The 17747-nt window shown below is 41.7% G+C and carries 17 protein-coding genes and 1 other annotated feature; of the genes, 10 read left to right on the top strand and 7 right to left on the bottom strand.

Annotated features, from left to right (window positions below):
- Positions 1 to 97: 97 nt before the first annotated feature.
- A complete protein-coding gene (locus A3EO_RS0100615; RefSeq protein WP_013746533.1) occupies positions 98 to 1702 on the top strand; it encodes an ABC transporter substrate-binding protein in 1605 nt (534 codons plus the stop codon).
- Between the two features lie 80 nt (positions 1703 to 1782).
- Here the strand turns inward: A3EO_RS0100615 and hisD are convergent, their stop codons facing one another.
- From hisD to mtr, 4 genes are all read right to left on the bottom strand, one after another.
- Positions 1783 to 3069, bottom strand: a complete 1287-nt coding sequence (gene hisD / locus A3EO_RS0100610) for a histidinol dehydrogenase (protein WP_018345551.1) — start codon at positions 3067 to 3069, stop codon at positions 1783 to 1785.
- Positions 3070 to 3078: 9 nt separating this feature from the next.
- On the bottom strand, positions 3079 to 3978 hold the full coding sequence (gene hisG, locus A3EO_RS0100605; RefSeq protein WP_018345550.1) for an ATP phosphoribosyltransferase: 900 nt from the start codon (positions 3976 to 3978) through the stop codon (positions 3079 to 3081).
- Positions 3979 to 4008: 30 nt separating this feature from the next.
- Positions 4009 to 4128 (bottom strand) — a sequence feature (His leader region).
- A 129-nt stretch (positions 4129 to 4257) separates the two neighbouring features.
- Entirely contained in the window at positions 4258 to 5013 is a 756-nt protein-coding gene (locus tag A3EO_RS0100600) for a class I SAM-dependent methyltransferase (protein WP_018345549.1), read from the bottom strand.
- Positions 5013 to 6266 carry a tryptophan permease gene (mtr, locus tag A3EO_RS0100595; RefSeq protein WP_018345548.1) on the bottom strand — a complete coding sequence of 418 codons (1254 nt, stop codon included), beginning with the start codon at positions 6264 to 6266 and terminating at the stop codon, positions 5013 to 5015. The genes A3EO_RS0100600 and mtr overlap by 1 nt, the downstream gene beginning before the upstream one ends.
- A 311-nt stretch (positions 6267 to 6577) precedes the next feature.
- On the opposite strand from mtr, the gene A3EO_RS0100590 reads away from it, so the two are divergent.
- From A3EO_RS0100590 to A3EO_RS0100565, 6 genes are all read left to right on the top strand, one after another.
- Positions 6578 to 7849, top strand: coding sequence for a NupC/NupG family nucleoside CNT transporter (locus tag A3EO_RS0100590; RefSeq protein ID WP_018345547.1), 1272 nt, complete (start codon positions 6578 to 6580; stop codon positions 7847 to 7849).
- 103 nt (positions 7850 to 7952) lie between these two features.
- Positions 7953 to 8732 carry a deoxyribose-phosphate aldolase gene (gene deoC / locus A3EO_RS0100585; protein ID WP_018345546.1) on the top strand — a complete coding sequence of 260 codons (780 nt, stop codon included), beginning with the start codon at positions 7953 to 7955 and terminating at the stop codon, positions 8730 to 8732.
- 29 nt (positions 8733 to 8761) lie between these two features.
- Positions 8762 to 9994, top strand: coding sequence for a phosphopentomutase (locus A3EO_RS0100580; protein WP_018345545.1), 1233 nt, complete (start codon positions 8762 to 8764; stop codon positions 9992 to 9994).
- Positions 9995 to 10010: 16 nt separating this feature from the next.
- A complete protein-coding gene (gene deoD / locus A3EO_RS0100575) occupies positions 10011 to 10730 on the top strand; it encodes a purine-nucleoside phosphorylase (protein WP_018345544.1) in 720 nt (239 codons plus the stop codon).
- A gap of 353 nt (positions 10731 to 11083) precedes the next feature.
- Positions 11084 to 12451, top strand: a complete 1368-nt coding sequence (locus A3EO_RS0100570) for a diaminobutyrate--2-oxoglutarate transaminase (protein WP_018345543.1) — start codon at positions 11084 to 11086, stop codon at positions 12449 to 12451.
- A gap of 15 nt (positions 12452 to 12466) precedes the next feature.
- Positions 12467 to 13999, top strand: a complete 1533-nt coding sequence (locus tag A3EO_RS0100565) for a pyridoxal phosphate-dependent decarboxylase family protein (RefSeq protein WP_018345542.1) — start codon at positions 12467 to 12469, stop codon at positions 13997 to 13999.
- A 93-nt stretch (positions 14000 to 14092) separates the two neighbouring features.
- On the opposite strand, the gene A3EO_RS0100560 is transcribed toward A3EO_RS0100565, so the two are convergent.
- The 3 genes from A3EO_RS0100560 to mobA are packed head-to-tail and all read right to left on the bottom strand — an operon-like array spanning position 14093 to position 16324.
- Complete coding sequence (locus tag A3EO_RS0100560) at positions 14093 to 15454, bottom strand: PFL family protein (protein ID WP_018345541.1); 1362 nt, start codon at positions 15452 to 15454, stop codon at positions 14093 to 14095.
- A 10-nt stretch (positions 15455 to 15464) separates the two neighbouring features.
- On the bottom strand, positions 15465 to 15737 hold the full coding sequence (locus A3EO_RS0100555) for an ACT domain-containing protein (RefSeq protein ID WP_013746546.1): 273 nt from the start codon (positions 15735 to 15737) through the stop codon (positions 15465 to 15467).
- Entirely contained in the window at positions 15734 to 16324 is a 591-nt protein-coding gene (gene mobA, locus A3EO_RS0100550) for a molybdenum cofactor guanylyltransferase MobA (RefSeq protein WP_018345540.1), read from the bottom strand. Before mobA ends, A3EO_RS0100555 begins: the two co-directional genes overlap by 4 nt.
- A gap of 74 nt (positions 16325 to 16398) precedes the next feature.
- Here mobA and A3EO_RS0100545 point away from each other — a divergent pair, with 74 nt between their 5' ends.
- From A3EO_RS0100545 to A3EO_RS0100535, 3 genes are all read left to right on the top strand, one after another.
- Positions 16399 to 16665, top strand: coding sequence for a YihD family protein (locus A3EO_RS0100545; protein WP_013746548.1), 267 nt, complete (start codon positions 16399 to 16401; stop codon positions 16663 to 16665).
- A 13-nt stretch (positions 16666 to 16678) separates the two neighbouring features.
- Positions 16679 to 17320, top strand: a complete 642-nt coding sequence (dsbA, locus tag A3EO_RS0100540) for a thiol:disulfide interchange protein DsbA (protein ID WP_018345539.1) — start codon at positions 16679 to 16681, stop codon at positions 17318 to 17320.
- 69 nt (positions 17321 to 17389) lie between these two features.
- The gene (locus A3EO_RS0100535) at positions 17390 to 17719 is read left to right on the top strand and encodes a MaoP family protein (RefSeq protein WP_018345538.1); all 330 of its coding nucleotides are present in this window, start codon (positions 17390 to 17392) and stop codon (positions 17717 to 17719) included.
- Positions 17720 to 17747 lie beyond the last annotated feature (28 nt).

Genomic DNA, 17747 nt, shown 5'->3' with positions numbered 1-17747 from the left:
TGTTATTTCAGTTTCAATTTTGATTGACTATGCTATATCGCCATAATGCGGAAGTTGATCTCGGATGCATAATAAACTATTACGTAGGAGTAATCAGATGAAGTTAAAATCAGTTTTTGCTTTAAGTGCAGTGGCGGCGACTTTATTAGGAGCGGCTAATTTTGTTTATGCAGATAAAACCTTTATTAACTGTACCAGCCGTTATCCGCAGGGAATTAGTCCGGCATTGGTAATGGATGGCATTTCTTATAATGCCAGTTCGCAGCAAGTTTATGATCGCTTAATTAACTTTAAGCGCGGATCAACTGAGATTGAACCGGGATTGGCGGAAAGTTGGGAGATTTCTGCAGATAATTTGACTTATACGCTGCATCTTAGAAAAGGCGTGAAATTCCACAGTAGTAAAAATTTCAAGCCAACACGTGATTTCAATGCCGATGATGTGATTTTCTCTTTTATGCGTCAGCTTGATCCGAATCATCCTTACCACAATGTATCGAAAGGCACTTATCCTTACTTTAATGCGATGAAGTTCCCGCAATTATTAAAATCAGTCAAAAAAGTGGATGATAATACGGTAGAAATTACCTTAACTCGTCCGGATGCGACCTTTTTACCGACATTAGGAATGGATTTCCTTTCTATCTATTCGGCGGAATATGCGGATCAAATGATGAAAAAAGGAACACCGGAAAAAGTGGATACCGATCCGATTGGAACCGGTCCGTTTATTTTTGCCGGTGCAAAATTGGATCAGGCGTTGCGTTATAAAGCCAATCCGGATTATTGGCGTGGTAAAACTCCGATCGATACGTTAATTTTCAGTATTACACCGGATGCAACAGCGCGTTATGCAAAATTGCAGAAAGGGCAGTGTGATATGATTGATTTCCCGAATGCTGCCGATCTTGAGCGAATGAAGAAAGATCCTAAAGTTCAACTGGTTTCACAACCGGGCTTGAATGTTGCTTATATTGCGTTTAATACAGAGAAAAAACCGTTTGATAACGAAAAAGTCCGTCAGGCATTAAATTATGCAGCGGATAAAGCGGCGATCATTGAATCTGTGTATCAAGGGGCAGGTATTCCGGCAAAAAGTCCTTTGCCACCAACAATTTGGAGCTATAACGACAGTATTCAGGATTATCCGTTTGATCTGGAAAAAGCGAAACAGCTGTTAGCGGAAGCCGGTTTCCCTGATGGTTTTGAAACCGAACTTTGGGTACAGCCGGTGGTGCGAGCCTCCAACCCTAATCCACGTCGTACCGCAGAAATTTTACAGAATGACTGGGCGAAGATTGGTGTAAAAGCAAAATTGGTCAGCTATGAATGGGGCGATTACATTAAGCGTACCCGTGCCGGCGAGTTTACTGCCGGAATTTATGGTTGGTCGGGAGATAACGGTGATCCGGATAACTTCTTATCGCCGTTGTTAAGTTGTGAAAATGCTAATAACGGCAGTAACTATTCTCGTTGGTGTAATAAAGAATTTGATGCTTTGTTGGCAAAAGCGATCGTCACTTCAGATAAAAATGTGCGTACTCCGTTATACGAACAGGCACAGGAAATTTTCCATAAGGCAGTGCCGTGGATTCCAGTGGCTCATTCGGTCAGTTATACTCCGCTAAGTCCACGTGTTCGTAATTATGCACAGAGTCCGTTCGGGTATAACGCATTTTATGGTGTTGATATTGTTGAATAGAATTTAAAAAATTTAGAAAACACAAAAGTAAAGCGGGCATTTTGATGGATTTGCCCGCTTTTTATTTGCTTAAGATTTGCTTATTTTAAGCTGTTACATCTTAAGGTAACGGCATTTTTATGTGCTTGTAACTGTTCTGCTTCTGCCATTAATTCAACGGTTTGCGCAAGATCTAAGAAGCCTTGCGGCGTTAACTCCTGAACGGTCATTCGTTTACTAAAGTCCGCCAAACCAAGACTGGAGCTGGTTTTGCTATAACCATAGGTTGGTAAAACGTGGTTGGTGCCGGAGGCATAATCACCCATACTTTCCGGTGAATACGCACCTAAGAAAATTGAACCGGCGTTATCCAACTGCGGCAATAAGGCTCTTGCCTCTTTCACCTGAACAATTAAGTGTTCAGGCGCATAATCATTACTGATTTCAACACATTGCGCTAAATCCTGTGCCAAAATAATACGACTGTGTGATAACGCTTTTTCAGCCGTTTCCGCACGCGGCAGCTGTGCAAGCTGGCGTTGAATTGCCAATTCTGTCTGCTGTGCCAATGTTTCACTGGTGGTAACCAAGATAACTTGAGAGTCAGCACCGTGTTCTGCCTGTGATAACAGATCTGCTGCCACAAATTCCGGATTAGCAAATTCATCAGCGATAACCAATACTTCTGAAGGCCCAGCCTGCATATCAATAGCAGCACCGTTAGGATCTTGGCTAACTTGACGTTTTGCTTCAGTCACAAAAGCATTTCCCGGACCAAAAATTTTATCCACTTTCGGAATCGACTCGGTACCGAATGCCATTGCCATTACCGCTTGAGCACCGCCCACCTGATAAATGGTTTCTACACCGCACAAAGAGGCAGCATAGAGAATTTCATCGGTGATAGGTGGTGGAGAACACAGAATGATTTGTCGACAACCGGCAATTTTTGCCGGTGTTGCCAGCATTAATACCGTTGAAAACAGCGGTGCGGAACCACCCGGAATATAAAGCCCGACTTTATTGATAGGGCGAGTTAATACTTGGCAACGAACGCCGGCTTGTGTTTCTAAATCAACAGGTTGTGGTTTTTGTGCCTGATGAAAAGTTGCAATATTTCGTTGTGCGGTCTGAATTGCCTGTTTTAATGGTGGTGCAATGCGATCTGCAGCTTCAGCAATCTGTTGTTTGCTTACTTTTAGCTGGGTTAATTTAACTTTATCGAAACGTTCATTGAGTTGAAACAGCGCCGCATCGCCTTGAGAAAGCACTAATTCACGGATTTCATCCACTGCCGCTTGAATTGTTTTTGAACTACCGATAGCCGGGCGTTGCATTGCTTGGCGGTGTTGTTGTTGATCTAAATTATTCCAAATAAGCGTCTTCATAACGATTCCTTAATTCATCATTTTTTCGATTGGTAATACCAGAATGGAGCTTGCGCCGACCGCTTTTAATTGCTCCATTGTTTCCCAGAAGAGATTTTCTTGGCTCACCATATGGAGTGCTACACGATCATCCTCGTTTGCTAACGGTAGAATAGTCGGATCTTCAACCCCCGGCAATAAAGCGACAACCTCTTTTAATTTGCTCTTAGGCGCGTGCAACATAATGTATTTAGATTCTCTCGCCTGCATTACGCCTTGAATACGAGTTAATAATTTATCGATTAATTGCTGTTTTGCCGGATCTAAAGTACCGGTTTGTTGAATTAAGCAGGATTTTGAACGATAAATAACATCGACTTCACGTAATCCGTTCGCTTCAAGTGTCGCACCGGTAGAAACCAAATCGCAAATGGCATCGGCTAATCCGGCACGAGGCGCTACTTCAACTGAGCCGTTCAATAAACAGCTTTTGAATTTTAAGCCTCGTTCATTCATAAAACGTTTCAATAACTGTGGATAAGAAGTGGCGATACGCATATTATTCAACGATTCCGGTCCGTTATATTCTGCATCTTGAGGCACAGCTAATGATAAACGGCAGCCACCGAAATCAAGACGAGTCAACATTTTATAATTGGCTTCATCGCCGCTGGATAGGCGTCTAAGTTCTTCTTCTTCCAGTACATTTTCACCGATAATACCGAGATCGACCACGCCATCGAAAACTAATCCGGGAATATCATCATCACGAACACGCAAAATATCTATCGGTAAATTTTCTGCGTAAGCGATTAAACGTTGTTCATTTAAATTAATTTTTACCCCACATTGTTTGAGTAATTCTTGTGATTCTTTACTTAAACGACCTGATTTCTGCATGGCGATGCGTAAACGAGATTTATCTGACATTGTGTAATTTCCTTTTTCTATTTGTTAAATATTAAAAAACCCTTCGAAATCACTTCCGAAGGGTGTAACTGAAATTCGTACTCTCGGAAGTTGAACCTTCCAAGCAATACCAAACGCCTGAAAGATTATTCAGTAGCGTGATGGTGATGATGAGAGTAACGAATAAATAACATTTGCTTAATCCTAATTGAAAAACTTTGTTTAAACTATGCGATTTTTTTTGATTATGCAAGTTTTTTCTTGCGAAATTTGGCAGAAATTTTAAATTCTCAGTAATGTTTATTGTTTTATCGCCTTTACAAATAAAAGCACCGGGCGATGTTGCAGATCTTTAAACTCTTGATGCCATTGCGGCTGATCGGCAAGCATCGGTTCTTGTAATTGTGCTATTTGAAATCCGTTATTAATCAGATCATTTACAATGGTGGATACGGTGCGATGATAAGTTTTAAACGGTTGTTTAAACCAATTTCGTTGCCGTTCTCCCTCATCACGATAAAAGTTGAGGCGATAGGCAATTTGCTGCTTATTTTCATCTTTTAACCAACGATCTCCGCCTTGATAGCAAGTGACAATCGGGTGTTCTTGGGAAAAGACAAGGTATCCGTTCGGTTGCAATCTTGCGTAAATTTGTCGCAATAGCGCAGAAAAATCTTCGATATAGTGAAAAGCGAAAGAACTGGTAACAATATCAAATTGTTGATCGGTGTATTGTGATAAATCCTGCATTGCGCCGGCGAACAACTTAAATTGATCGGTGTTAAATCCGGCACTTTTAAGATTTTTAGCCGCTTGTTCCAGCATTTTGGTCGATAAATCGATGCCGATGACCTGTTTAGCACCTTGCTGTAGATAGTGCAATAAATGTGAACCGGTGCCACAACCGAGATCAAGGATAGATTTGTTGCGAACATCCCCAACCATTGCAAACATAGTCGGTTTTTCGACAATTTCATTCAAGCTAATCGGATTTTTCCGCAGTTTTTGATATAACTCGAAAAAATCCGCTTGATCATAAATACTGGTCCGCATCATTAACCTTTAAATACAGGTAAATAACCGAAACGAGCGGCTAATTGTGCGATGATATTTAACACACCGAACAGAATGATGAAGTAAATCATAAAATTGCCACCGAATACGGTATAGTTTTGATCCGGAAATTTTTTGCGGCAAGCACGTGCCAATAATGCCGGCACAATGGCTGCCCAAATGGTTGCCGCTAAACCGGCATAGCCGATTGCAATCACGAAACCGAACGGAAATTGCAAACTGAGTAATAACGGCGGTAAGAAAGTAATTAAGGTTGTCTTTGTTCTGCCGCTAATGCTGTCATCAAATTTAAACAGATCGGCGATGTAATCAAACAGCCCTAAAGTCACACCGAGGAATGAACTGGCAATCGCCATATAGGCAAAGAAGTTTAGAATAACCGCCATATATTCTGTTTGAATATATTTATTTAAAGCGCCGAGCAATGCGGCAATATCACCATCTTTTTCGATAACCGGTGCAAATTCCTGACGAGGCAAATTGCCTTGAATCGCCAACTGCCATAAAACATAAATCAACAATGCGATTAATGTGCCTAAAATGATCGCTTTCTGTACGCGTTGACCATCGCGATCATAATATTTGACTAAACTCGGTACGTTGCCGTGAAAGCCGAAAGAGACCAAGCAGACCGGCAGCGCTGCAAGTAGATAAGGGAGATAACTTTGCTCACCTTGGGCAATGGTATTGAATAAAACTTCAGTTTTTACTGAAGTTAATAAGCCGGTGGTGGAAAGGAAAAAAGCAACGACCATACCAAAAATTAACACAGTGGTAAAACGGTCTACCGCTTTAGTGGATAACCAAACAAATGCGGCAAGAATTAAGCAGAAAATTAATGAGCCGTAACTTCTTCCCAATTCGACTGCATTGCTGTCGGTGGTAAGCAGTTGATTAAGCAGATTTTCTGTAATGCCGCCACCTGAAGTGATATAGGCGTAAGTTAAAATATATAGCACGAACACAAGCGATAAACTATTGATAATGTTCATACTATTGCCAAGTAAATCTTTTACGATAGTACTAAAACTCGCCCCTGTCGGATAATGCAAGTTGGCTTCTAAAATCATTAATCCGGAGGTGGTCATACAGAACCAAGTATAGATTAACGCAAGAATTGAGCCGACAAACCATAAGCCGGCGGTCGCGGTCGGGTTGGCAAACATTCCGGCGCCGATTGCCGTTCCGGCGATAATCATTGCACCACCAAGTAAGGAAGGAATTTTTTGGTTCATAATCTGTTCTCCGATAAAAATTTTGCACTATTATAGTAGTACATTGTAAAAAGTAAATAGTGAAACGAATGTATTTTTCAGTAGATAAAGCGAACAAGAAAAATTTTTTTGTTATAAAAAATTCGGCTAAATGATAAAAATGTGCTTTAAGTAATCGATTCCGTTCTCATTTTTACAATTTTTTCAGCAAATTTTTCAGAAAAAAGGTATAGTTATCAGCGTTTATCCTAAGGTAGAGAATATTTGATGCTATGGGATAACTTGAGGGTTTCTTCTATCAATTAATAGCCATTTTCCAATTAGGGGTAGTTATGGACTCACTTATGAGTATTATCGGCATTGTTGTGTTATTGGCAATTGCCTTTCTATTATCAAATAATCGCAGAGCGATCAGTCTTAGAACGGTCGGTGGCGCATTCTTAATTCAAATCGGTATCGGCGCATTGGTGCTTTATTCGGAGTTAGGGCGTCAAGCATTGCTCGGTGCGGCAGAAGCTGTGAACAAAGTTATTGCATACGGTAATGAAGGAATTAGCTTCCTTTTCGGTGGTTTGGTCAGCGATAAAATGTTTGAGTTGTTTGGCGGTGGCGGCTTTATTTTTGCTTTCCGGGTCTTGCCGGCAATCGTTTTCTTCGCCTCTTTAATTTCTGTGCTTTACTATTTAGGCATTATGCAATGGGTTATCCGCTTAATCGGTGGTTTCCTCCAAAAAATTCTTGGTACGTCTAAAACTGAGTCTATGTCTGCCGCAGCCAATATTTTCGTAGGGCAAACCGAAGCGCCATTAATCGTGCGTCCGTATATTGCCACAATGACACAATCTGAATTGTTTGCGATTATGTGTGGTGGATTGGCTTCTGTTGCCGGTTCAGTAATGATCGGTTATGCACAAATGGGCGTGCCGCTTCCGTATTTGATCGCAGCATCATTTATGGCGGCACCGGGCGGATTATTATTCGCAAAAATCCTATTCCCACAAACTGAAAAAACCAATGATGAATTGAAAGCAAACGATGTGGATGAAAAACCATCCAATGTGCTTGATGCGGCGGCAATGGGTGCTTCTTCAGGTATGCAGTTGGCGATGAACGTTGGTGCGATGTTACTTGCTTTCATTGCGTTAATCGCATTATTGAACGGTATTATCGGCGGAGTTGGCGGTTGGTTCGGTTATGGTGAGCTTAATCTACAAACTATTCTTGGTTGGGTGTTCCGTCCGTTAGCTTGGGTGATCGGCGTACCTTGGAATGAAGCTGAAATTGCCGGTGCAATGATTGGTGAAAAATTGGTATTGAATGAATTCGTTGCTTACGTCGATTTCGTTAAATATCTTTCTCCTGACTCTTCGATAGTCTTGGCGGAAAAAACGAAAGCGATTATTACTTTCGCGCTTTGCGGTTTCGCTAACTTCAGCTCAATTGCGATTTTAATCGGTGGTTTGGGTACAATGGCACCGAATCGCCGTAAGGATATTGCTCGACTTGGAATTAAAGCGGTTATTGCCGGTTCCCTCTCCAACTTAATGAGTGCGGCAATTGCAGGGTTATTTATCGGTTTGGTTGGACCTGTATTAATGGGATAGTAATTGTGCTAGAATAATGCACAGTAAAACACCACGGCAATTTGTCGTGGTGTTCTGTTATTAGGGGATAGAAAACGTTTGCTTTTCTAAAAAAGGAAGAATTATGACAATGCTTACTCTTACTCAAGCGGCTGAATTAGCCCTATCCTTAATGGATTTAACAACATTAAACACGGATGATACAGATGAAATTGTGATCTCACTTTGTGATAAAGAACAAAATAGCATCGGGCAGACTGCTGCGGTTTGTATTTATCCACCATTTATTCAAACTGCAAAAACAAGATTGCAACAGCTCGGTTATCCACAAGTGAAAGTGGCAACGGTAACGAACTTTCCACAAGGCGCAGCCGATATCGAATTGGCGAGATCCGAAACTGAAGCGGCAATTAAAGCCGGCGCAGATGAAGTGGATGTTGTTTTCCCATATCGCGCTTTGATGGCAGGTGATGAGAAAACTGGCGCAGAGTTGGTGAAAGCGTGTAAACAGGCGTGCGGTGATAAATTGCTCAAAGTAATTATCGAAAGCGGAGAGTTAAAAACAGCGGAATTGATTCGTAAAGCGTCTGAAATTGCTATCCTTGCCGGTGCCGATTTTATCAAAACCTCAACCGGAAAAGTGGCAGTTAATGCCACTTTGGATGCGGCAAAAGTGATGTTGGAAACTATTCGTGATTTAGCTGTCCAAGATCGCGTCGGCTTTAAAGCAGCAGGTGGTGTTCGTACCGCTGAAGAGGCACAGCAATATTTACAACTTGCAGCAGATTTGTTCGGTGAACAGTGGCTTACACCGCGTCATTTCCGTTTTGGTGCTTCAGGGCTATTAAATAATTTATTAGCAACTTTGGGTGAGAAGACAACTGCGGCGCGTGCCGGTTATTAATCATCATAATCAAAAGAAAGAGGGATATTATGAAACGTGTATTTATTATGATGTTAGATTCTTTCGGTATCGGAGCGGCGGAAGATGCCGATAAATTTGGTGATGCCGGTTCTAATACTTTGGGTCATATTGCACAACGTTGTGCTGACGGATTGGCGAATGAAGGGCGTGAAGGCGTATTGAACGTGCCGAATTTGACTAAATTAGGGCTAGGTTTGGCAGCGAAAGAGTCGTGCGGAACATTTCCGGCAGGTTTGGATGAAAATGCGGAAATTATCGGCGGTTATGCTTATGCAAAAGAGATTTCATCCGGTAAAGATACTCCGTCCGGTCACTGGGAGATTGCCGGTGTGCCGGTGTTATTTGATTGGGGCTATTTCCCAAAACACGAAAATTCATTTCCACAGGAGTTATTAGATCGTATTGTAGAAAAATCAGGCATTCCGGGCTATTTAGGCAATTGTCATTCATCCGGTACTGTTATTTTGGATCAGTTGGGTGAAGAGCATATGCGTACCGGCAAACCGATTTTTTACACCTCTGCTGACTCTGTATTCCAAATTGCTTGCCACGAAGAGACTTTCGGCTTGGAAAAATTATATGAACTTTGCCATTTAGTGCGTGAAGAGTTGGAAGGTTACAATATCGGTCGTGTCATTGCGCGTCCATTTATCGGCGATAAAGCAGGTAATTTTCAACGTACCGGAAATCGTCACGATTACTCTATTGAACCGCCTTCAGCAACGGTATTACAAAAATTAGTTGATGAAAAGCAGGGTGAAGTGGTGTCAATCGGTAAAATTGCCGATATTTATGCTCACACAGGGATTACCCGTAAAATTAAGGCAACCGGCTTGGAGGAGCTGTTTGACCGCACTTTAGAAGAGGTTCGAGCTGCCGGTGATAAAACCATTGTTTTTACTAACTTTGTCAATTTTGACTCTGATTTCGGTCATCGCCGTAATGTAGCAGGATATGCATCCGCATTGGAATATTTCGATAAACGTTTGCCGGAACTGCTCAAATTGGTTAGCGGTGATGATCTGTTGATTATTACTGCCGATCACGGTTGTGATCCGACTTGGAGCGGTACCGATCATACTCGTGAACATATCCCGGTGCTTTTATACGGTGCAAATGTGCCAAAACAATCTTTCGGTAAACGTGAAACTTTTGCCGATATTGGGCAGACCATTGCGAATTATTTTGGGTTGAGTGCAATGGATTATGGTACAGCAATGATTGATTTTGAAAATAAATAATAAGAGGAAATTAAATATGGCAACTCCACATATTAATGCGGTTGATGGTGCATTTGCAGATGTTGTATTGATGCCGGGCGATCCGCTGCGTGCAAAATACATTGCGGAAACCTTTTTAGAAAATGCGGTTGAAGTGACCAATGTGCGTAATATGCTTGGTTTTACCGGCACTTACAAAGGTCGTAAAATTTCGGTGATGGGGCACGGAATGGGCATTCCTTCCTGTTCTATTTATGCCAAAGAGTTGATCACTGAATATGGCGTGAAAAAAATTATTCGTGTCGGTTCGTGCGGTGCAGTGCGTCAAGATGTGAAAGTGCGTGATGTGATTATCGGCTTGGGGGCTTGTACTGATTCTAAAGTCAACCGTATCCGCTTTAAAGATAATGATTTTGCGGCGATTGCTGATTTTGATATGACGCAAGCAGCTGTTCAGGCAGCAAAACAGAAAGGGGCAAAAGTGCGTGTCGGTAATCTTTTCTCTGCTGACTTGTTCTATACACCGGATGTTGAGATGTTCGATGTTATGGAAAAATACGGTATTCTTGGCGTGGAAATGGAAGCTGCCGGTATTTATGCGGTGGCGGCGGAATATGGCGCAAAAGCATTGGCGATTTGCACCGTTTCCGATCATATCCGTACCGGAGAACAGACCAGCGCTGAAGAGCGTCAATTAACCTTCAATGATATGATCGAAATTGCATTGGAATCGGTTCTAATCGGCGATCAACAATAAATCTTAATGATTGAATCGGGTGCTGACAAGCACCCTATTTTTTTGCAAGAAGCAAATAAAAAATTGCATTATTTGTATAAAAAAACACTTTCTTTTTTAATAAAAATCGGTACCATACCGCCCTCATTGTGAATGAATTATTAATCTATGGTGATTTATTTGCAATTCATCTACTCTCCATCAATCATCCTTGAATTGATCCGGAGAAAGATAAAAAAGCTGAAACGCTTTTTTTAATAAGTAGCGAGTCAAAATGCCCCATGGCATCTGTTTTTTCAGGAACAGAAAGCTTAGGCTTCCCGCAAGGCACCCGACTTATTTTTTTCACCTCTATTAGAAGGTTTAGTTTTATTATGACAATTATCACTCCTGTAAAATCAATCGATAACGCCACCAATGCCTATTATTTGGATCGCCAAAATAAAATGGAATCCAATGTGCGTAGTTACCCAAGAAAATTACCTTTAGCGATTGCGAAAGCTTCCGGTTGTTGGGTAACCGATGTGGAAGGGAATGAATATTTAGATTTCTTAGCCGGTGCCGGTACATTGGCACTTGGACATAATCATCCTGCAATTAAACAAGCCATTTTGGATACCATCGAAAGTGGTTTGCCATTGCATACTTTAGATTTAACCACGCCGTTGAAAGATGCTTTTACCGAAGAATTACTCTCTTTCTTTCCGAAAGATAAATACTGTTTACAGTTCTGTGGTCCATCAGGTGCGGATGCAAACGAAGCGGCGATTAAATTAGCCAAAACCTATACCGGACGCGGTAATGTGATCGCATTTTCAGGTGGCTTCCACGGAATGACTCACGGCGCATTATCGTTAACCGGTAATTTAGGTGCCAAAAATGCGGTACAGAATCTGATGGCAGGCGTACAGTTTATGCCATATCCGCATTCCTATCGTTGTCCGTTTGGTATCGGTGGAGAAGCAGGTGCCAAAGCGGTAACGCACTATTTTGAAAACTTTATTGAAGATGTTGAAAGCGGAGTGGTTAAACCAGCTGCCGTTATTTTGGAAGCCATTCAAGGAGAAGGTGGTGTAGTGCCAGCACCAATTGAATTTCTACAAAAAGTACGTGAAGTGACACAAAAACACGGTATTTTGATGATTGTTGATGAGGTGCAAGCTGGATTTTGTCGTTCAGGAAAAATGTTTGCTTTTGAACACGCTAATATTGAACCTGATATTGTGGTGATGTCGAAAGCCGTTGGTGGTAGTTTGCCATTAGCAGTATTAGCTATTCGTAAAGAGTTTGATGCTTGGAAGCCGGCAGGTCATACTGGTACTTTCCGAGGAAATCAATTAGCGATGGCAACAGGGTATGCTTCTTTAAAAATTATGCGTGAACAAAATTTAGCACAAAATGCACAAGAGCGCGGAGACTATTTAAAAACAGCATTGCAAGCATTAGCAAAACAGTATCCTTGTATCGGTGATGTGCGCGGACGTGGTTTAATGATGGGCATTGAAATTGTTGATGAACGCCAGAAAGCCGATCATACCGGCGCATTCCCGGGCGATGCCGATTTAGCGGTGGCTATCCAAAAAGCCTGTTTTGACAATCGTTTGTTGTTGGAACGTGGCGGACGTAACGGTAATGTGGTGCGTGTGCTTTGCCCGATTATCATCAGCCAGCAAGAGTGCGAAGAGATGATCAAACGCTTTACCAAATCATTGGTGGAAGCGTTAGCAGCGGTTCGTGGTTAATTGAGGATAAAAACAATGTCAATGTTATCTCAACATAAACAGGCACTGTTTTGCCGCGATGAGCTATCTATTCAAGATTATCAGCGCGCAATGAATAAAGCGGTCGAAGCTGTTTGTCAATGGTTGCAGAATGACAAAATGTATACCGGTGGCAGTATCCGCCGGTTACGTTCAACGATTGAATTTGCGCCGACAAAAGAGGGAGCCGGTTTAGAAAATACCTTACAACGATTGGTAACCATTTTCCTCAATCCAAGTTTAAAAGTGCATCATCCGCACTCTTTGGCACATTTACACTGTCCGACAATGGTGTCCAGCCAAATTGCTGAAGTGTTGATTAATGCGACCAATCAATCAATGGACTCTTGGGATCAAAGCCCGGCCGGTTCAATTATGGAAGAGCAGTTAATTAATTGGCTGCGGCAAAAAGTCGGTTATGGCGAAGGCACTGCCGGGGTATTTACTTCCGGCGGAACGCAATCCAATTTGATGGGCGTATTGTTGGCACGAGATGCCTGCATTGCTAAACATTGGCAAAATGAAGATGGCTCGGAGTGGTTGGTGCAGCAAAACGGTCTGCCGCCGGATGCTCTGCAAAAAGTGAAAGTGGTTTGTTCCGAAAACGCTCATTTTTCCGTACAGAAAAATATGGCAATGATGGGAATGGGCTTTCAGTCAGTGGTGACTGTGCCGACCAATAAAAATGCACAAATGGATATTGCGGCATTAGAAAAAACGTTAGCCGAACTTCAAGCACAAGGAAAATTGGTTGCTTGCGTGGTTGCAACGGCAGGGACAACCGATGCTGGTGCGATTGATGATATTGAAGCGATTCGTGCTATCAGCGATCAATATGGCGCGTGGTTGCATATTGATGCGGCGTGGGGCGGTGCATTATTGTTATCAAAAGATTTCCGCCATTGGTTAAACGGTTTGGAGAAAGCCGATTCGGTGACGTTGGATTTCCATAAACATTTCTTCCAAACAATCTCTTGCGGTGCGTTTTTATTGAAAGATGAACGAAACTTCCGTTTCATTGATTACAAAGCAGATTACCTCAATTCAGAATATGATGAGGAGTATGGAGTACCGAATTTAGTGGCGAAATCGTTGCAGACAACACGCCGTTTTGATGCCTTAAAGTTGTGGTTCACAATGGAAGCATTGGGGGAAAATCTTTATGCATCGATGATCGATCACGGGGTGTATTTGGCGCGAGAAATTCGTGATTATATTAATGCTACCGATGATCTGGAAATGTTAGTTGAGCCGCAATTTGCCTCTATTCTGTTCCGTGTGAATCCGCAAGGTTATCCGGCAGAATATGTTGATCTGTTAAATCAGAATGTGGCGGATGAGCTGTTTGCACGCGGTGAAGCCAATATTGGTGTAACAAAAGTGGGTGAACAACAAGCCTTAAAAATGACGACATTAAGTCCGATTGCGACTTTGGATGATGTGAAATCTTTATTAGATCAGGTTTTATCTGAAGCGGCTAGAATTAAGGATGCTATTGTTGCCGGCAATTATGTGCCGCCGATAGCGTAAAACAGAAAAATGGTGCAGCGTGTTTTGCTAAGCACCATGAGTGTTGTAAGCAGACAAGAGTAGCAAACCTTTTATCTGCTTTTCTTTTTTTCATCAGTTTTTCAATGATTGAACCGGTGCCGGAATGCGTCCGCCACGATTAACGAAAATTTCGCAAGATCCCTCTTTAACCGGCATAATCGGGGCATAACCGAGTAAACCGCCGAACTCAACCATATCACCGACATCTTTCCCCGGAACAGGAATGATGCGCACAGCAGTGGTTTTGCTGTTGATCATCCCGATTGCCGCTTCATCAGCAATAATGCCGGAAATGGTACTGGCGGAAGTGGAACCTGGAACAGCGATCATATCCAAACCGACTGAGCAGACCGCAGTCATGGCTTCCAATTTATCCAAGGTTAAAGTGCCTTGTTTAGCGGCGGCAATCATTCCCTCATCTTCGGAAACCGGAATAAAAGCACCGCTTAAACCGCCGACAGAACTGCTTGCCATCATTCCACCTTTTTTCACCGCATCATTGAGTAACGCTAAAGCTGCGGTTGTGCCGTGAGTGCCGCAAACTGTTAATCCCATTTGCTCTAAGATACGAGCAACGCTATCTCCGATAGCAGGAGTTGGAGCCAGTGATAGATCTAAAATGCCAAACGGAATGCCTAAACGCTTGCTAGCTTCCTGCCCGATCAATTCGCCAACACGTGTAATTTTGAATGCCGTTTTTTTCACAATTTCTGCCACTTCAGTTAAGGTGGTGGCTTGACTGTTTTCCAATGCCGCTTTTACAACGCCCGGGCCGGAAACGCCGACATTAATCACCGCATCACCTTCACCGGCACCGTGGAAAGCCCCAGCCATAAAAGGATTATCTTCCACTGCATTACAGAAAATCACCACTTTGGCACAACCGAAACCTTCCGGCGTGATTTCAGAGGTCTGTTTAACCATTTCGCCCACCAATTTAACTGCATCCATATTAATGCCAGCTTTGGTTGAACCGATGTTGACTGAACTACAAACAATATCAGTGGTTTTCATTGCTTGCGGAATAGAGCGGATTAACACTTCATCAGAAGGACTCATCCCTTTATGCACCAAGGCGGAAAAACCGCCGATAAAAGATACACCGATAGCTTTGGCGGCACGATCTAAGGTTTGAGCAATCGAAACATAAGAATTTGCTTTAGTAGCTGCAGCAATCTGTGCAATAGGTGTGACGGAAATGCGTTGGTTTACGATAGGAATACCATATTTTGCTGAAAGTTCGCGTGCGGTTTGCACCAGATCACCGCCAATACGCACAATTTTGTCATAAATATTTTGATTTAATACATCAATGTTATCACTGATACAGTCGTGTAAATCGATACCAATAGTGATAGTGCGGACATCAAAATTTTGATCCGACACCATTCGCAATGTTTCTAGAATTTCATAAGATTGAATACTGTTGCTCATATAGCCACCTTTAAATGCGGTACATTGCGTTAAAAATTTCAGTGTTTTGTAGGCGCAAATCTAATCCTAATTTTTGCCCCTCTTCACTGCAATAAGCGGCTAAGGTTTGATAATCTTTTTTACATTCAGTGGTATCCACCAATAAAATCATTGTGAAATAACCATCCATTAATTGTTGGCTGATATTCACAATGTTGATCTGTTGTTCGGCAAGTAATTTTGCAACATCATAGACGATACCGATTCGGTCTTTGCCGATCACAGTTAATACAGATTGATTCATTTCAAATTCCCTCTTTGGTGATAAAAAGCTAGTTGTTCAAGTGAGTTTATGTTTGTAAAACAGGATTTTTGTGCGGAAAAATCAGCAGTTTCATAATTATGTTGTTGAAAAAATTGTAATACACGCCGATTTCCCTGTTGCAAATAACTCTTTAGATCGGCACTTAAAGTTCGTTTTAACAGGCAACAGGTCGGATGCTCACGCTCACCATCAGTAACATAAACAACCTCTGTGTTGGTGCGGCGTTTATCCAGTAAACGAGTTACTAAATTTACAGGTAAAAAAGGCGTATCACAAGGCACAAATAGCACCCAATCGTGTTTTGCCGTCTGTAATCCGCTAAACATTCCGCTTAACGGACCAAGAAAGCCCTCAATGTGATCTGAAATCACCGGCAAGCCGCTTTCGGCATATTGTGATAATGAACGATTTGCACTGATGATTACTTCATCGACTTGCGTTGCAATTGCCTGATAAACCCATTGATATAACGGTTTTCCTTGTAATCGCTGTAAGCCTTTATCAACACCGTTCATTCGCCGAGCTTGCCCACCACACAAAATAACTGCACTAATCTGTTCCTGCATTGTAATCTCTTTTTGGCAATTAAAAAATTAAGTGGTATTATCGCACACCAACTAAAAACTGTGAGGAAAATCCGATGAAATGTCATCGTTTAAATGAAGTTTTGGAGCTGTTGCAGCCTTATTGGTCAAAAGATCCGGACTTGAATTTAATGCAAATTCTGCAAAAAATTGCTAAAGAAGCCGGCTTCGATGGCGAATTAAGCGAGTTAAGTGATGAGGTTATTATTTATCATCTGAAAATGGCGGATAAAGATAAAAATGAACCGATTCCGGGAATTAAAAAAGATTACGAAGAAGATTTTAAAACAGCGTTATTAAAGGCGCGAGGAATTATTAAATAGGAGTTTAACAACGATGAAAAAACTGTTATTAGCAATCGTAACCTTGCTTTTTGCGGTGAATGTATCACCGGCAATGGCGGCGGAAAATTTTACTGAAGGAAAGGATTACACTTCACTTGGCTTTAAACCAAGCAATGATAGTAGTGTGATTGAGTTTTTCTCCTTTTATTGCCCTCATTGTTATGACTATGAAATGAAATTCCATATTCCGGAAAAAATTAAACAATCTTTGCCGAAAAATGTTGAATTTAAACAATATCACGTTAATTTCTTAGGCGCTCAATCAGAAAATCTCACTCGAGCTTGGGCGTTAGCAATGGCGATTGGTGCTGAAGATAAAGTGCGTGCGCCTTTATTTGAAGCAGCTCAGAAAAACAGCCTCTCTTCAATGGACGATATTCGTCAAATCTTTATTGATAACGGTATTGATGCTAAAGAGTTCGATGGTGCAATTAATAGTTTTGCTGTTAATGCATTAGTATCCGCACAAGAAATGGCAGCAGAGAAATTTAAAGTTCGTGGCGTGCCGGATTTCTATATCAACGGGAATTACCATATCGAAACCGGCAATGACAGCGGTTTCTCAAAAGTGCAGACGATTGAAGAGTTTATTCAACGTTATGTCGATTTAACCCAATATCTTTTGAAAAAATAATTGACTTACGGCGAAAAGTTGCTTAAATGCGATTTTTCGCTTTTTGATTAAAATGAAGGAATTTTAACTATGTCTGAAAGTTTTAGCGTTACTCGTCGTTTCTTTGATGATAAAAATTATCCGCGCGGTTTTGCGCGTCACGGAGATTACACAATTCGTGAATCTCAAGCGTTGGAAAATCACGGTTTAGCTTTTCTTGAGCTAGAAAATGGTAATCGTGAACCGGTTACTGAAGAAGAAAAACAATTTGTGGCTTTTTGCCGTGGTGAACGTCCGGCAGAAACCTTTTTTGAAAAAACTTGGGCAAAATATCGTGCGCGTATTTCTCGCACCAAACGTGTTTATACCTTAACAGGTGAATTATCAAATGATGCGGTTGATGATTACAATGCTGACTAAGTTTTAGAAAGAAAATGAATAGAACAGA

This window comes from Gallibacterium anatis DSM 16844 = F 149, assembly GCF_000379785.1.
Lineage (GTDB): Bacteria > Pseudomonadota > Gammaproteobacteria > Enterobacterales > Pasteurellaceae > Gallibacterium > Gallibacterium anatis.
The sequence above is the reverse complement of the archived record's forward strand: the minus strand, read 5'-3'. Positions and strand labels throughout refer to the sequence as shown.

Coding starts and splice junctions, on each gene's coding strand:
- A3EO_RS0100615 (WP_013746533.1), top strand. CDS start 98: ATGAAGTTAAAATCAGTTTTTGCTTTAAGTGCAGTGGCGGCGACTTTA.
- hisD (WP_018345551.1), bottom strand. CDS start 3,069: ATGAAGACGCTTATTTGGAATAATTTAGATCAACAACAACACCGCCAA.
- hisG (WP_018345550.1), bottom strand. CDS start 3,978: ATGTCAGATAAATCTCGTTTACGCATCGCCATGCAGAAATCAGGTCGT.
- A3EO_RS0100600 (WP_018345549.1), bottom strand. CDS start 5,013: ATGATGCGGACCAGTATTTATGATCAAGCGGATTTTTTCGAGTTATAT.
- mtr (WP_018345548.1), bottom strand. CDS start 6,266: ATGAACCAAAAAATTCCTTCCTTACTTGGTGGTGCAATGATTATCGCC.
- A3EO_RS0100590 (WP_018345547.1), top strand. CDS start 6,578: ATGGACTCACTTATGAGTATTATCGGCATTGTTGTGTTATTGGCAATT.
- deoC (WP_018345546.1), top strand. CDS start 7,953: ATGACAATGCTTACTCTTACTCAAGCGGCTGAATTAGCCCTATCCTTA.
- A3EO_RS0100580 (WP_018345545.1), top strand. CDS start 8,762: ATGAAACGTGTATTTATTATGATGTTAGATTCTTTCGGTATCGGAGCG.
- deoD (WP_018345544.1), top strand. CDS start 10,011: ATGGCAACTCCACATATTAATGCGGTTGATGGTGCATTTGCAGATGTT.
- A3EO_RS0100570 (WP_018345543.1), top strand. CDS start 11,084: ATGACAATTATCACTCCTGTAAAATCAATCGATAACGCCACCAATGCC.
- A3EO_RS0100565 (WP_018345542.1), top strand. CDS start 12,467: ATGTCAATGTTATCTCAACATAAACAGGCACTGTTTTGCCGCGATGAG.
- A3EO_RS0100560 (WP_018345541.1), bottom strand. CDS start 15,454: ATGAGCAACAGTATTCAATCTTATGAAATTCTAGAAACATTGCGAATG.
- A3EO_RS0100555 (WP_013746546.1), bottom strand. CDS start 15,737: ATGAATCAATCTGTATTAACTGTGATCGGCAAAGACCGAATCGGTATC.
- mobA (WP_018345540.1), bottom strand. CDS start 16,324: ATGCAGGAACAGATTAGTGCAGTTATTTTGTGTGGTGGGCAAGCTCGG.
- A3EO_RS0100545 (WP_013746548.1), top strand. CDS start 16,399: ATGAAATGTCATCGTTTAAATGAAGTTTTGGAGCTGTTGCAGCCTTAT.
- dsbA (WP_018345539.1), top strand. CDS start 16,679: ATGAAAAAACTGTTATTAGCAATCGTAACCTTGCTTTTTGCGGTGAAT.
- A3EO_RS0100535 (WP_018345538.1), top strand. CDS start 17,390: ATGTCTGAAAGTTTTAGCGTTACTCGTCGTTTCTTTGATGATAAAAAT.